Here is a 14,476-nt window from a genome sequence, read left to right on the forward strand (position 1 = left end):
CGAAGTGGACGATCATGAGTCGGGATGAGGGTGCGGCAGTGGACAACAAGACCTCGCGCGACCCCGCGATGACGGATGTGGCGAGACTCGCGGGCGTGTCGCACCAGACCGTCTCGCGGGTGCTCAACGACCACCCCAACGTCCGCGAGCAGACCCGGTTGCGGGTGCGCGCGGCGATCGCGGAGTTGGGCTACCGGCCGAACAAGGCCGCGCGGGCGCTGGTGACCGGGCGGTCGCAGCTGATCGGCGTGGTGGCGCAGAACTCGACCCTCTACGGCCCGGCGTCGCTGCTGGCGGCGTTCGAGGAAGCGGCGGCGCTCGCGGGCTTCGCGGTCAGCGTCGGCCGGGTCAAGGAACTCGACCACGCCTCGATCAACAAGGCCGTCGAGCGGCACCGCGACGAGCGGGTGGCCGGGATAGTGGTGATCGCGCCGACCGCGCCGGCCAACGACGCCCTGGCCGACATCCCCGCGGGCGTCCCGGTGGTGACCGTCGACGGCGATCCGGCGCGGCCCACGCCGCTGGTCACGGTGGACCAGCAGGCCGGCGCGTACGCGGCCACCAAGCACCTGCTCGACGCGGGCCACCGGACGGTGTGGCACGTGTCCGGCCCTCCGAACTGGTTCGACTCCTCCGGCCGCGTCGAGGGCTGGCGCAAGGCCCTGGAGGACGCCGGGGCCGAGGTCCCGCCGCTGGTCCCGGCTGATTGGAGTGCCCGTGCGGGTCACCAGGCCGGGCAGATGCTGGCCCGGATGCCCGAGGTGACGGCCGTGTTCGCGGCCAACGACCACCTGGCGCTGGGCATCCTGCGGGCCATGCACGAGCGCGGGCGGAGGGTGCCCGAGGACGTCAGCGTCGTCGGGTTCGACGACGTGCCGGAGGCGGAGTTCTTCATCCCGCCGCTGACCACCGTGCGGCAGGACTTCGCCGCGGTGGCGCGCGAGGCGCTGGACCTGCTGCTGGCACAGGTGGTCGATGGTGCAGCGGCCGACACCCGGCGTACCATCGCACCGGCTTTGATCAGCCGCGGCAGCGTCGCACCTCCCGCCGGCTGACGAAGGGTTTTCCCGTACCACCCGTTCGCGGACCGCGTGCGGCGACCGGCGCCACCCGCCCGCTGACCTGCGGGCGGGCCGGTGCCGGCCACCCGCGGTCCTAGTACCACCCGCCCCCGCCGGCGCGCTTCGGAGCCGGCCGGCGCGGGGTGGGGGATCACCCGAACGCCGAAGTTGCGTGAGGGTTTCGCTGAGTGCGTTAACAACTTCGGTCGGTGCTGTATCCAGCCCGAGACCGGCTTCCTCTTGACGTCGTAATTGTTAGCGATAACACTGCTGTCCAAGCTTCTGATGAAGGGCCATCCTCGATGACCAACGACCCGCTCGTGGTGGGCGTCGACTTCGGCACCCTGTCCGGCCGCGCCGTCGTGGTGCGGGTCCGTGACGGTGCCGAACTCGGCAGCGCGGTCCACGACTACGCGCACGGCGTGCTCGACCGCGCCCTGCCCGGTGGCCGGCCGCTCCCGCCTGACTGGGCGCTCCAAGTGCCCTCGGACTACGTGGACGTCCTGCGCCACGCCGTCCCGAAGGCGCTGGAAGCGGCCGGTGTGGACGCCGCCGACGTGATCGGCATCGGCACGGACTTCACCGCGTGCACGATGGTCCCGACCACCGCCGACGGCACCCCGCTCAACGAGCTGCCGGAGTTCGCGGACCACCCGCACGCCTACGTCAAGCTGTGGAAGCACCACGCCGCCCAGCCGCAGGCCGACCGCATCAACCAGCTCGCCGAGCAGCGGCGCGAGCCCTGGCTGCCCCGCTACGGCGGCCTGATCTCCTCGGAGTGGGAGTTCGCCAAGGCGCTCGAGCTGCTGGAGGAGGCCCCCGAGGTCTACGCGGCGATGGAGCACTGGGTCGAGGCCGCCGACTGGATCATCTGGCAGCTGACCGGCAACTACGTGCGCAACGAGTGCACCGCCGGGTACAAGGGCATCCGCCAGGACGGCGCGTACCCGTCGCCGGAGTTCCTCAAGGGCCTCAACCCCGACTTCGAGCGGTTCGTCGAGGAGAAGCTCGACCACCGGCTGGGCGCGCTGGGCGACCGGGCCGGGAGCCTGACCGCCGAGGCCGCCGCGTGGACCGGTCTGCGCGAGGGCATCGCGGTCGCGGTCGGCAACGTGGACGCGCACGTCACCGCGCCGGCCGCGCAGGCCGTCGAGCCGGGCGTGATGGTCGCGATCATGGGCACCTCGACGTGCCACGTGATGAACGGCGCGGAGCTGCGGGACGTGCCGGGCATGTGCGGCGTCGTCGACGGCGGCATCGTGCCGGGCCTGTGGGGCTACGAGGCCGGGCAGAGCGGTGTCGGCGACATCTTCGGCTGGTTCGTCAACCACGGCGTCCCGCCCGAGTACCACGAGCGGGCGCGCGAGCGGGGCATCAGCGTCCACGAGCTGCTCACCGAGCTGGCCGCGGCGCAGGAGATCGGCGAGCACGGCCTGATCGCGCTGGACTGGCACAGCGGCAACCGGTCGGTCCTGGTGGACCACGAGCTGTCCGGCGTGGTCGTGGGCCAGACGCTGGCCACCCGCGCCGAGGACACCTACCGCGCGCTGCTGGAGGCCACCGCCTACGGCACCCGCATGATCATCGACACGTTCACCGACGCGGGCGTGCCGGTGACCGAGCTGGTCATCGCGGGCGGCCTGGTCAAGAACGAGCTGCTGATGCAGATCTACGCCGACGTCACCGACCTGCCGCTGTCGGTGATCGACTCCGAGCAGGGTCCGGCGCTGGGCTCGGCGATGCACGCGGCCGTCGCGGCCGGCGCCTACCCCGACATCGTCGCGGCGGCGCGGGCGATGGGCAAGGTGCGGCGCGGTGTCTTCCAGCCGCTGCCGGACAACGTCGAGGCCTACGAGCGGCTGTTCGTCGAGTACCAGGAGCTGCACGACTACTTCGGGCGCGGCGCGAACGAGGTCATGCACCGGCTGAAGGTGCTGCGGCGCAAGGCCGTCGAGCGGAAGGTGGCCCGATGAAGGCCCTGGACGCGCTGCGCCACAGCGTGGCGGAGCTGCACCGCGAGCTGACCCGGTACGAGCTGGTGATCTGGACGGCGGGCAACGTGTCCGCGCGGGTGCCCGGCGAGGACTTGATGGTGATCAAGCCGTCAGGCGTGTCCTACGACGAGCTGTCGGCGGACAACATGGTCGTCACCGACCTGCACGGCAACCTGGTGCACGGCGAACTCGCGCCGTCCTCCGACACCGCCGCGCACGCCTACGTCTACCGGCACATGCCCGAGGTCGGGGGAGTCGTGCACACGCACTCCACTTACGCCACCGCGTGGGCCGCCCGCGGCGAGCCGATCCCGTGCGTGCTGACGATGATCGCCGACGAGTTCGGCGGTGAGATCCCGGTGGGGCCGTTCGCGCTCATCGGCGACGACTCGATCGGCCGCGGCATCGTGGAGACGCTGCGGGAGAGCCGGTCCCCGGCCGTCCTGATGCGCAACCACGGCCCGTTCACGGTCGGCAAGGACGCCCGTGCGGCGGTGAAGGCGGCCGTGATGCTGGAGGACGTGGCTCGGACCGTCCACATCGCACAGCAGCTGGGCAAGCCCGACCCGATCGACCCCGAGCACGTCGACCGCCTCTACGCGCGCTACCAGAACGTCTACGGGCAGTGAGCCCCGGGATGATGAGCCCAGCACAAGGAGTGCCCATGTCGTCCGCCGCGAAGCCCCAGGTCTGGTTCCTCACCGGCAGCCAGCACCTCTACGGCCCGGAGACGCTCGACCAGGTCGCGGGGCAGTCGCAGCAGATCCAGCGGATGCTCGCCTCGTCCGGCCGCATCAGCGCGGAGCTGGTGTGGAAGCCCGTGCTCACCGACACCGCGGCCATCCGCAAGGTGATGCAGGAGGCCAACGGCGACCCGGCGTGCGTCGGCGTCATCGCGTGGATGCACACGTTCTCGCCGGCCAAGATGTGGATCACCGGCCTGGACGCGTTGCAGAAGCCGTTGCTGCACCTGCACACCCAGCACAACGAGTCCCTGCCGTGGTCGACCATCGACATGGACTTCATGAACCTGAACCAGGCCGCGCACGGCGACCGCGAGTTCGCCTACGTGCAGACCCGGATCGGCGTGGCGCGCAAGACCGTCGTGGGTCACGCGAGCGACCCGGTGCTGGCCGACCGCATCGACGGCTGGGCGCGCGCCGCGACCGGGTACACCCACCTGCGGTCGCTGCGGCTGGCGCGCTTCGGCGACAACATGCGCGACGTGGCCGTGACCGAGGGCGACAAGGTCGAGGCGGAGCTGCGCTTCGGCGTCTCGGTGAACACCTACGGCGTCAACGACCTGGTCGCGCTGGTCGACGAGGTGTCCGACGAGTCGATCGACCTGCTGGTGTCGGAGTACGCCGACACCTACCGGCTGGCGCCGGAGCTGGCCCGCGGCGGTGAGCGGCACGAGTCGCTGCGCTACGCGGCCCGCATCGAGGCCGGGCTGCGGCAGTTCCTCACCGCGGGCGGGTTCGGGGCGTTCACCACGAACTTCGAGGACCTGGGCGGGCTGCGGCAGCTGCCGGGCCTGGCCGTGCAGCGGCTGATGGGCGACGGCTACGGCTTCGGCGGCGAGGGCGACTGGAAGACCTCGGCGCTGCTGGCCACGGTGAAGGCGATGGGCGCGGGCACCGGCCGCGGCACGTCGTTCATGGAGGACTACACCTACCACTTCGGGCCGGGCGAGCCGAAGGTGCTGGGCGCGCACATGCTCGAGGTGTGCCCGACCATCGCGGCCGACCAGCCCTCCTGCGAGATCCACCCGCTGGGCATCGGCGGCCGGGAGGACCCGGTGCGGCTGGTGTTCGACGCCGCCACCGGCCCCGGCGTGGTGATCGGCCTGGCCGACCTCGGCGACCGGTTCCGGCTGGTGGCCAACGAGGTCGAGGTGGTCGCGCCGGACGAGCCGCTGCCCAACCTGCCCGTGGCGCGCGCGGTGTGGAAGCCCGCGCCGTCGCTGTCGACCTCCGCCGAGTCCTGGCTGACCGCCGGCGGACCGCACCACACCGTCCTCACCCAGGCCGTCGGCGCCGAGGCGCTGCGCGACCTGGCCACCATGACCGGCACCGAGCTGGCGCTGATCGACTCCACCACCACGGCGGAGTCCTTCACCGACCGGCTGCGTTGGAACGCCGCGTACTACCGACTGGCGCAGGGCCTGCGCTGAGTAAGTGATCCATCACCGCCGCAAGGAGCAACAATGAGGTTGACGAAGATCGCGGTCCTGGCCGCCGCAGCGCTGCTGGCCACCGCCTGCGGGTCGTCGGAGAAGACCGTCGACCAGCAGGGCCAGTCCGCGGAGGGCGCGCTCGTGGGCGTCACGATGCCCACGAAGTCCTCGGAGCGCTGGATCCACGACGGGGAGAACATCAAGAAGTCGTTGGAGGCCAAGGGCTACAAGGTCGACCTCCAGTACGCGGAGAACGACATCCCGACCCAGGTCAACCAGCTGGAGAACCAGATCACCAAGGGCGCCCGCCTGCTGGTGATCGCCTCGATCGACGGCACCGCGATCACCACCCAGCTGGAGCAGGCCAAGGCGGCCAACATCCCGGTCATCGCCTACGACCGGCTCATCCGCAACAGCCCGAACGTGGACTACTACGCCACCTTCGACAACTTCAAGGTCGGCGTGGAGCAGGCGAACTCGCTGCTGACCGGCCTGAAGCTGCGCAACGCCGACGGCACCCCGGGCTCCGCGACCGGCCCGTTCGACATCGAGCTGTTCGCCGGGTCGCCGGACGACAACAACGCCACCTTCTTCTTCAACGGCGCGATGTCGGTGCTCCAGCCGTACATCGACAAGGGCACGCTGAACGTCAAGAGCGGTCAGAAGGACTTCAAGACCGTCGCGATCCTGCGGTGGGACCCGGCCACGGCGCAGAAGCGCATGGAGGACATCCTCACCACCACCTACCGCGGTGGGAAGGTGCACGGCGTGCTCTCCCCGTACGACGGCCTGTCGATCGGCATCCTGTCGGCGCTGAAGTCCAACGGCTACGGCACCGGCGACCAGCCGTACCCGGTCGTGACCGGCCAGGACGCCGAGGTGGCGTCGGTGAAGTCCATCATCGCGGGCGAGCAGTACTCCACGATCTTCAAGGACACGCGTGAGCTGGCCAAGGTGACCGTGGACATGGCCGACGCCGTGCTCAAGGGCAGCAAGCCGCAGGTCAACAACGAGAAGGACTACGACAACGGCAACAAGGTCGTCCCGTCGTACCTGCTCCAGCCGGTCTCGGTGGACAAGGCGAACTACCAGAAGGTCCTGGTCGACTCCGGCTACTACACCGCCGACCAGTTGAAGTGATGAGTTTGTCCGACGACATCCTGGTGATGCGCGGCATCACCAAGAGGTTCGGTGGGGTCACCGCGCTGCACGACGTCACGTTCGCCGTGCGGCGCGGTGAGATCCACGCGGTGTGCGGCGAGAACGGCGCGGGCAAGTCCACGCTGATGAAGGTGCTGTCCGGCGTGCACCCGCACGGGTCCTACGAGGGCGGCATCTTCTTCGACGGCGAGGAGTGCCGGTTCTCGTCGGTGCGCGACAGCGAGCGGCGCGGCGTGGTGATCATCCACCAGGAGCTCGCGCTGTGCCCGCAGCTGTCGGTCGCCGAGAACCTGTTCCTGGGCAACGAGCGGGCGACGCGGGGCTTCATCGACTGGAACGCCACCAACCACGCGGCGGCTTCGCTGCTGGCGCGGGTGGGGTTGCGGGAGAACCCGACGACCCCGATCGCCGACCTGGGCGTGGGCAAGCAGCAGCTGGTGGAGATCGCCAAGGCGTTGTCCAAGGAGGTGTCGCTGCTCATCCTGGACGAGCCGACGGCCGCCCTGAACGACGACGACTCGGCGCACCTGCTGGACCTGCTGCGGGAGCTGCGCGACCAGGGCATCACGTGCGTGATCATCTCCCACAAGCTCAACGAGGTCATGGACATCGCCGACCGGATCACGGTCATCCGCGACGGCCGGACCGTGGAGACGATGGACGTCGCCGAGGCGACCGAGGACCGGATCATCTCCGGCATGGTCGGCCGGGACCTGGAGCACCGCTTCCCGCCGCGGGAGCCGCACATCGGCGACGAGGTGCTGCGCATCGAGGACTGGACCGTGCACAGCCCGGTCCAGCCGGACCGGGTCGTGGTGTCGGGCGCGTCGCTGACGTTGCGGCGCGGCGAGATCGTGGGCCTGGCCGGGCTGATGGGCGCGGGCCGCACCGAACTGGCGATGAGCGTGTTCGGCCGGTCCTACGGGGTGCGGATCTCCGGGCGGATCGTCAAGGACGGCCGGGAGATCGTGCTGCGGACCGTGCGGGACGCCATCCGGCACGGCATCGCGTACGTCAGCGAGGACCGCAAGCGCTACGGGTTGAACCTCATCGAGGACATCAAGCGCAACATCTCGGCGGCGGCCCTGCCGCGCCTGGCCTCGCGGGGCTGGGTGCAGGAGGGCGAGGAGTTCGCGGTCGCCGAGAAGTACCGGCGGTCGCTGAACATCAAGGCGCCGGACGTGCTGACGCCGACGTCCGCGTTGAGCGGCGGCAACCAGCAGAAGGTCGTGCTGGCCAAGTGGATGCAGACCGACCCCGACGTGCTGATCCTCGACGAGCCGACCCGCGGCGTCGACGTCGGCGCCAAGTACGAGATCTACACGATCGTCAACGAGCTCGCCGCGCGCGGCAAGGCGGTCCTGGTGATCTCGTCCGAACTGCCCGAGCTGCTCGGCCTGTGCGACCGCGTGTACGCGCTGTCGGCCGGCCGCATCACCGGTGAGGTGAGCCGGGACGAGGCGACGCAGGAACGCCTCATGCAGCACATGACCAAGGGACTGAACCGATGAGTGTCAAGACCGCCGCCGCCGTCGAGGCCCCGCCACCCGGCGCGGCCCCCCGCCGGTTCCGCTTCAACCTGCGGCAGAGCGGCATCTACGTGGCGTTCGCGCTGATCGTGGTGCTGTTCACGGTGATCACCGACGGTGCTTTGTTGGAGCCGCAGAACATCTCCAACATCATCGTGCAGAACTCGTACATCCTGATCCTCGCCGTGGGCATGATCCTGGTGATCATCGCGGGTCACATCGACCTGTCGGCGGGGTCCGTGGTGGCGGTGACGGGCGCGATGTGCGCGGTGCTGACCGTGCAGGCGGGGTTGCCGTGGGGCGTGGCGGTGCTGATCACGCTCGCGGCCGGCGCGCTGATCGGGGCGTGGCAGGGGTACTGGGTCGCCTACTTCGGCATCCCGGCGTTCATCGTGACCCTGGCCGGCATGCTGGTGTTCCGGGCGCTGACCCTGACCGTCCTGGGCAACCAGGGCATCGGCCCGTTCCCGCAGGAGATCCGGACGCTGTCCAACGGCTTCGTGTCGGGCTACCTGGGCAACGTCGGCCTCGGCTTCCTCGGCGGCGCGGACCTGCTGTCGCTGCTGGTCGGCCTGGGTGTCGTGGCCGGTGTCGTGGCGACGCAGTGGAAGGCGCGGGCCGGCCGGATCGGCTACGGGCAGACCGTGGACCCGATGTGGGTGTTCGTGGCGAAGGTCGTCGGCGCGGGCCTGGTCGTGATGGCCGTGATCGTGCAGCTGGCCCGCTTCCGCAACCTGCCGTGGGTGCTGGTGCTGCTGGCGGTCCTGGTGCTGGGCTACTCGCTGGTGGCCAACCGGACGGTGTTCGGGCGCCGGATCTACGCGGTGGGCGGCAACGTGCAGGCGGCGACGCTGTCGGGCGTCAACGTCAAGTCGGTGACGTTCTGGATCTTCGTCAACATGGGCGTGCTGGGCGCGCTGGCTGGTGTGGTCTTCGCCGGCCGGTTGAACCAGGCCGGTCCCACGGCGGGCTTCAACTTCGAACTGGACGCGATCGCGGCTGCTTTCATCGGCGGCGCGGCGGTGCAGGGCGGGGTGGGCAAGGTCGTCGGGGCGATCACCGGTGGGTTGATCATGGCGGTGATCAACAACGGGATGTCGTTGATCGGCGCTCAGAGCGAGAAGGTCATGCTGGTCAAGGGCCTGGTGCTGCTGGCAGCGGTCGCGTACGACGTGTGGACCAAGCGCCGGAACCGGTGACGTGTTCGGTTCGGTTCGCGAGAGCTGAAGAGCTGAAGAGCGTGAAGAGCTAAGAGCGGCGCTCGCCGCGCGGCAGGCCCCCGGGGGTGGAAGGGCGTCGGTTTCTCCCCCGTACGGCCTGCCGGAGGCAACCACGCTTGGCCCGTTTGTGCAACCGGTGAAGCGTGGTTGCACAAACGGGCCAAGCGTGGTTGGGCTGCGCCCAGGCCGTACGGGGGAGAAACCGAGGCCCTTCCTGTGGCTGGCAGCCACTCCGAGCGCGCCTGCTGCGCGAAAAGCGCGCGGCCGGTTTGTTTGGTCGGTTGACTGGGCTTGCGGCTGCCGGTGTCTCAGTCGCGCCAGACTCGGACTCTGCTGTCTGCGTGGAGGCCCCGATAGTGGTCGGTGTAAGGCTTCGGTTGACCTTTTCGGTCAGCAGTTCGCTGTCCCAGTACGTGTCGCAGCCGTCCTCGCCCAGATTTTCCGCTCGCATCGGTGCCGTCGCCAGGCCTGCTCGTGCGATAGCATCGTTAACACGATCTAGTTAACACTGGTTGCGGTATCGCCGCTACCGTGCTTCCATTATCGGTGTCAACACCAACCGATGGGGAGCAGACATGAGCACGCGAGTCGCGATCGTCACCGGCGGGTCCAGGGGTATCGGGCGGGCCGGTGCCGAGCGCCTGGCTGCGGACGGCCTCGCCGTCGTCATCGCCTACGCCGGCAACGACGCCGAGGCCGCCGCCACCGTCGAAGCCATCGAGGCCAAGGGCGGCACAGCGATCGCGGTGCGGGCCGATGTCGCCGACGAGTACGCCGTCGCCGCCTTGTTCGACCGGGCCGAGGCCGAGTTCGGCGGTGTGGACGTCGTGGTGCACGCGGCCGGGGTCATGGTGCTGGGCACTGTCGCCGACTTCGACCTCGACGCCCTGGACCACATGCACCGGGTCAACATTCGGGGCACATTCGTGGTCGCTCAACAGGCCGCGCGCCGGGTTCGCCGGGGCGGGGCGATCGTGAACTTCTCGACATCGGTCACCAAGCTCGCCCTGCCCACCTACGCGCCCTACGCGGCGTCGAAGGGCGCGGTGGACGCGGTCAGCCTGATCCTCGCCAAGGAACTGCGCGGTCGGGACGTGACGGTCAACGCCGTGGCTCCCGGTCCGACCGCGACCGCGCTGTTCCTCGACGGCAAGGACGCGCAGACCATCGACCGGATGGCCCGGGCCAACCCACTGGAGCGGCTGGGCACACCCGACGACATCGCCGAGGTGGTCTCGTTCCTCGCCGGTCCGGCGCGGTGGGTCAACGGTCAGACCCTCTACGCCAACGGGGGTGCGGCGTGAACCGGCCGGTCGAGGAGCCGTGCGCACCGGATCAGGCCGATGTGGCTGTAGGCCTGCGGGTGGTTGCCCAGCGACCGCTCGGCCACCGGGTCGTATTCCTCGGCCAGCAGCCCGGTCGGTCCGGCGCAGGCCACCAGCTGCGCGAACAGCTCCTCGGCCTGGTCGCGCTGCCCGGTGAGCAGGTAGGCCTCGACCAGCCACGCCGCGCACAGGTGGAACCCGCCCTCGTCGCCGGGCAGCCCGTCGTCCCGCCGGTACCGGTAGACGGTGGCGCCGGAGCGCAACCCGGCCTCGATCGCCTCGACGGTCGAGGTGAACCGCTCGTCGGTGACCAGTCCGCTCAGGCCGACGTGCAGGGACGCCGCGTCCAGGTCGGTGCCGTCGTAGGCGGTGGTGAAGGCGCGCACGTCCTCGTTCCACCCGCGCTTGAGGACGTCGGCCGCGATGACGTCGCGGAGGATCAGCCACTCCGGGTCCAGCGGGCGGCCGAAGCGCTCGGCGGTGCGGATCGCGCGGTCCGTGGTGAGCCAGCACATCACGCGGGAGTAGACGCGGTGTCTGGGCGCGTGGCGTTCCTCCCAGATGCCGTGGTCGGCTTCCTGCCACCGCTGCGCCACGGCGGACACCATCGCGGTGACCAGGTCCCAGTCGCGGTCGTCCAGGCGGTCGCGGGCGGTGGCCAGGTCCAGCACGAGGTCCACGACCGGGCCGAACACGTCGAGCTGCACCTGCTGGCCGGCGAGGTTGCCCACGCGGACCGGACGGGAGCCCGCGTAGCCGGGCAGGGTGTCGATCACGGCCTCGGGGCCCAGTTGTGCGCCGTGCACGGTGTAGAGCGGGTGGAGGCGTTCCGGGCCGGGGAGCGTGGCCAGCACGCCGTGCAACCAGTCCACGAAGGACTCCGCCTCCTCCGTGGAACCCAAGGCCACCAACGCCTGCGCGGTCAACGCGCCGTCGCGCAGCCAGCAGTACCGGTAGTCCCAGTTGCGCACGCCGCCGATCTCCTCGGGCAGCGACGTGGTGGCAGCGGCCAGGACCGCGCCGGTCCCGCGGTGGCACAGGGCGCGCAGGGTCATCGCCGACCGGGCCACCAGGTCCCGTTCCGTCTCCGGGAGCGTCAACGAGGCCAGCCACCCGCTCCAGTCGGGAACGGTCGTCTCGGTCGGTACGAAGTCGTCGGTGCCACAACGGAGTTCGAGCACGGCGGGCGGGTGGATGGTGGCGCGGGCGGTGTCGCCGTCGACCTCCCAGGCGACACCGGGGGAGCGCAGCACCATCGGCTCCGACGTGCCTTCGACGCGCAGACCGTCCCGGGTCCGCGTGAGCGTGACCGGCACCTGCCCGAACTCGGGCCGTGGCGCGAACTCGACGTGGGCCGGAGCGGTGCCGGTGATGCGGCGGACGAGGTCCGTGCGGTGCGGCGGGGTGTCCTCGGCGAGGTGGTCGGTGACGGTGAGGCCCGCCCAACGGGTCTCGACGGCCATCGTGCCGGGCAGGTAGCGCTGGCCCAGCGGGAGCCGTCCGTGCGCGGGCCGGACGCTGAAGTGCCCGGCCTCCGGCCCGCCCAGCAGGTCGGCGAACAGGGCGGGGGAGTCCGGCTCCGGCGCACACATCCACGTCACCCGGGCATCGGGGGTGACCAGGGCAAGAGCCCGCCGGTTGGACAACAGGCTGTGCCGTTCGATCGGCACGGGCCGCGCACCGAACAACCACTGACGCCGTTCCTCCAACAGGAACGCCAACTGCGGCACACCATCGCCGTCAGCGAGGTGCAGAACATCGGTGGCCTGCGCGGTCAACGGCTCCACAGCGAGAGGGGTGTGCTCACCGACCAACTCGACCTCGGCGGGCAGCCGGGACAACACCGCGAGGTCCGCCAACGACCGGTGCGACACGACCACGACCGTCGTCGCCGGCAACTCCGCCAACGCTCGCACCGCGGCGACGCCCTCACGCGCGGGCCGGGCCGGGTCGTCCGGCGCGAGGGTGGCGTCGTAGTCGCAGACGACCACCAGCCGCTCGGCACGGGCCAGGTCGAGCAGTCTGCGGGTCGAGAGCACCGGGAACCTCCTCCAGCTGGAATTGCCGGAACCGTAGGCGCGCCCGGGACCCACGTCAGGGGGGTGATCGCAAACTTAGGGATGCCCTAACCGACTCTTAGGGTTCGGCTCGGCGGTGTTATGCCGACTTGGGAGTAGGTACGCGGAACGGGCGTGGTTACGGTCCGGGCAAGTCCGTTCCGAGACGAGGTGTCCCCTGTGAAAACCCTGCTCCTGGTGACCGCCCTCGCGTTGTCCCTGGCCCCGCCGCCCGCCCACGCCGCCCCCGCCCCCTACTGCTACGAGGAGCCGCACAACCCCACTGCCGACATCAGAGATCTGAAGGCCGCGTTCACGTCGGCCAACTGGATGCGCACCCTGCAAGCCATGTACCAGCGCCGCTGGCCCAGCGGGCAGGCCCTGGCCGTCGCCCAGGCCCGCGACCCGTACTGGAACCAGTTCGTGCGCAAGGACTCCTTCGAGGGGTTCGCGGAGTCGATGATGGTCGCCATCCACGAGGAAACCCACATGTGGGACCTCGACGGCAGCCGCACGCGCTGGGACGTCCACACCGCCGCCTGGATCGACGCCACCCGCCAAGCCACCGCCGTCCCCCTGCACGGCGGCTTCCCCCGCAAGGAGATCCTGCCGCTGATCAAGGACCGGCTCAGCGACTCGATGGACGGTATCTACCTGCGCGACCGGCAGCAGGGCGAGTACAAGCTGCAAGGCGTGCTCGCCGAACTCAACGCGGGCTTGACCGGACTGCCCGCGGTGACGGTGGTGCAGGAGTACATCAAGGGTGTCGGCGCGAGCAACGCCCGGGACATCGCCGCCACCAACCTGCGGTACCTGCTGCTGTACCTGCGGGTCGCCAAGGACCGCCACCCCGACTACTGGGCCAGGATCAGGAACGAGCCCAAGCTGCGCGACCTGGTGCTCACGCAGTTCCTGCGCACCGCCTACTGGCTGGAGAAGTCCGCTCCCTACACCGGCAAGCTGGGCAGCGTGAACGCCGACAAGATCACCGCGACGAACTACGCACCGGAGAACATCGCGGTACTGGAGGAGTTCACCGGCCGCAAGATCAGCACCACACAGAAGAACTGCACGGCGTAGACACGACAGAACCGAACAGCGGGGGCTACGCCGGGGCGTTGGGCGGGGCGTAGGCCGGGGTGTTGGGCCGGGTCACCGGTCCAACGCCAGCCGGCTGCCCAGGGCGACGAAGGCGATCCCGGTGACCCGGTCCACCCACCGCCGGCCGCGCCGGTACACCTCCACCACGCGCGGCAGCCCGAACAGCGTGGCCACGAGCGCGAACCAGCTCGCCGCCACGAGCACCATGACCACGACGACCGCGACCCGGCCCCACGGCGTGGTGTCGGTGGGAAGGAGCGCGCCGAACAGACTGCCGAAGAACACCGCCGCCTTGGGGTTGCCGATGTTGGTCAGGAACCCGGTGCGCCACGCCTTCCCCGCACTGGCCGGCGTGGCGTCCACCGGTTCGACCATCGCCCGCTCGGTCCGCCGGCTGGCCCACAACGCCCGCGCTGCGGCCATACTTGCGGCCATGACGACGAGGCAGCCCCGGTTGGAGATCGAGTACTGCACGCAGTGCCGGTGGTTGCTGCGCGCCGGGTGGACGGCCCAGGAGCTGCTCACCACCTTCACGGTCGAACTGGGCGAGGTCGCGCTCATCCCGGGCACGGGTGGGGTGTTCGACGTGCGGCTGGACGGCGAGACGATCTGGTCGCGCAAGCAACAGGACGGCTTCCCCGAACTGGCGGTGCTCAAGCAACTGGTCCGCGACCGAATCGCCCCCGACCGCTCCCTGGGCCACACCGACCGCCGCACCCCGACCGCCACTGACCGCCCCTGACCCGCCGCCCGCCCCAACCCGCTGCCGCACCCGACCCGCTGCCGCACCCGACCCGCTGCCGCACCCGACCCGCTGCCGCACCCGACCCGCTGCCGCACCCGACCCGCTGC

12 protein-coding genes are annotated in these 14,476 nt (G+C 70.3%); 10 read left to right on the plus strand and 2 right to left on the minus strand.

What is annotated here, in order from left to right:
* Window positions 1–14 precede the first annotated feature (14 nt).
* The 8 genes from WBN91_RS12505 (at window position 15) to WBN91_RS12540 (ending at window position 10,445) form a co-directional block, all read left to right on the plus strand.
* Window positions 15–1,055, plus strand: coding sequence for a LacI family DNA-binding transcriptional regulator (locus tag WBN91_RS12505; protein ID WP_337723001.1), 1,041 nt, complete (start codon window positions 15–17; stop codon window positions 1,053–1,055).
* A gap of 308 nt (window positions 1,056–1,363) precedes the next feature.
* Window positions 1,364–3,034, plus strand: coding sequence for a ribulokinase (araB, locus tag WBN91_RS12510; RefSeq protein WP_337723002.1), 1,671 nt, complete (start codon window positions 1,364–1,366; stop codon window positions 3,032–3,034).
* On the plus strand, window positions 3,031–3,684 hold the full coding sequence (locus tag WBN91_RS12515; protein WP_337723003.1) for an L-ribulose-5-phosphate 4-epimerase: 654 nt from the start codon (window positions 3,031–3,033) through the stop codon (window positions 3,682–3,684). The genes araB and WBN91_RS12515 overlap by 4 nt, the downstream gene beginning before the upstream one ends.
* Window positions 3,685–3,719: 35 nt before the next feature.
* The gene (araA, locus tag WBN91_RS12520; RefSeq protein ID WP_337723004.1) at window positions 3,720–5,228 is read left to right on the plus strand and encodes an L-arabinose isomerase; all 1,509 of its coding nucleotides are present in this window, start codon (window positions 3,720–3,722) and stop codon (window positions 5,226–5,228) included.
* A gap of 33 nt (window positions 5,229–5,261) precedes the next feature.
* Window positions 5,262–6,371: a multiple monosaccharide ABC transporter substrate-binding protein gene (gene chvE, locus WBN91_RS12525; RefSeq protein WP_337723005.1), complete on the plus strand. Its 1,110-nt coding sequence runs from the start codon at window positions 5,262–5,264 to the stop codon at window positions 6,369–6,371.
* On the plus strand, window positions 6,371–7,903 hold the full coding sequence (mmsA, locus tag WBN91_RS12530) for a multiple monosaccharide ABC transporter ATP-binding protein (protein WP_337723006.1): 1,533 nt from the start codon (window positions 6,371–6,373) through the stop codon (window positions 7,901–7,903). The genes chvE and mmsA overlap by 1 nt, the downstream gene beginning before the upstream one ends.
* Entirely contained in the window at window positions 7,900–9,120 is a 1,221-nt protein-coding gene (gene mmsB, locus WBN91_RS12535; RefSeq protein ID WP_337723007.1) for a multiple monosaccharide ABC transporter permease, read from the plus strand. Before mmsA ends, mmsB begins: the two co-directional genes overlap by 4 nt.
* A 596-nt stretch (window positions 9,121–9,716) precedes the next feature.
* Window positions 9,717–10,445 (plus strand): SDR family oxidoreductase, encoded by a 729-nt coding sequence (locus tag WBN91_RS12540; RefSeq protein ID WP_337723008.1) that lies wholly within the window; start codon window positions 9,717–9,719, stop codon window positions 10,443–10,445.
* On the opposite strand, the gene WBN91_RS12545 is transcribed toward WBN91_RS12540, so the two are convergent.
* Window positions 10,421–12,505 (minus strand): trehalase-like domain-containing protein, encoded by a 2,085-nt coding sequence (locus WBN91_RS12545; RefSeq protein WP_337723009.1) that lies wholly within the window; start codon window positions 12,503–12,505, stop codon window positions 10,421–10,423. The two genes, WBN91_RS12540 and WBN91_RS12545, sit on opposite strands and share 25 nt — an antisense overlap.
* 198 nt (window positions 12,506–12,703) lie before the next feature.
* Here WBN91_RS12545 and WBN91_RS12550 point away from each other — a divergent pair, with 198 nt between their 5' ends.
* Window positions 12,704–13,603 carry a hypothetical protein gene (locus WBN91_RS12550; protein ID WP_337723010.1) on the plus strand — a complete coding sequence of 300 codons (900 nt, stop codon included), beginning with the start codon at window positions 12,704–12,706 and terminating at the stop codon, window positions 13,601–13,603.
* A gap of 72 nt (window positions 13,604–13,675) precedes the next feature.
* Here WBN91_RS12550 and WBN91_RS12555 read toward each other — a convergent pair whose 3' ends face one another.
* A complete protein-coding gene (locus tag WBN91_RS12555) occupies window positions 13,676–14,059 on the minus strand; it encodes a LysE family transporter (RefSeq protein WP_337723011.1) in 384 nt (127 codons plus the stop codon).
* Between WBN91_RS12555 and WBN91_RS12560 the strand changes: the two genes are divergently transcribed.
* Window positions 14,058–14,366, plus strand: a complete 309-nt coding sequence (locus tag WBN91_RS12560; protein ID WP_337723012.1) for a SelT/SelW/SelH family protein — start codon at window positions 14,058–14,060, stop codon at window positions 14,364–14,366. The two genes, WBN91_RS12555 and WBN91_RS12560, sit on opposite strands and share 2 nt — an antisense overlap.
* Window positions 14,367–14,476: the final 110 nt, after the last annotated feature.

Source organism: Saccharothrix sp. CCNWYY140, assembly GCF_037401995.1.
Classification (GTDB): domain Bacteria; phylum Actinomycetota; class Actinomycetes; order Mycobacteriales; family Pseudonocardiaceae; genus Actinosynnema.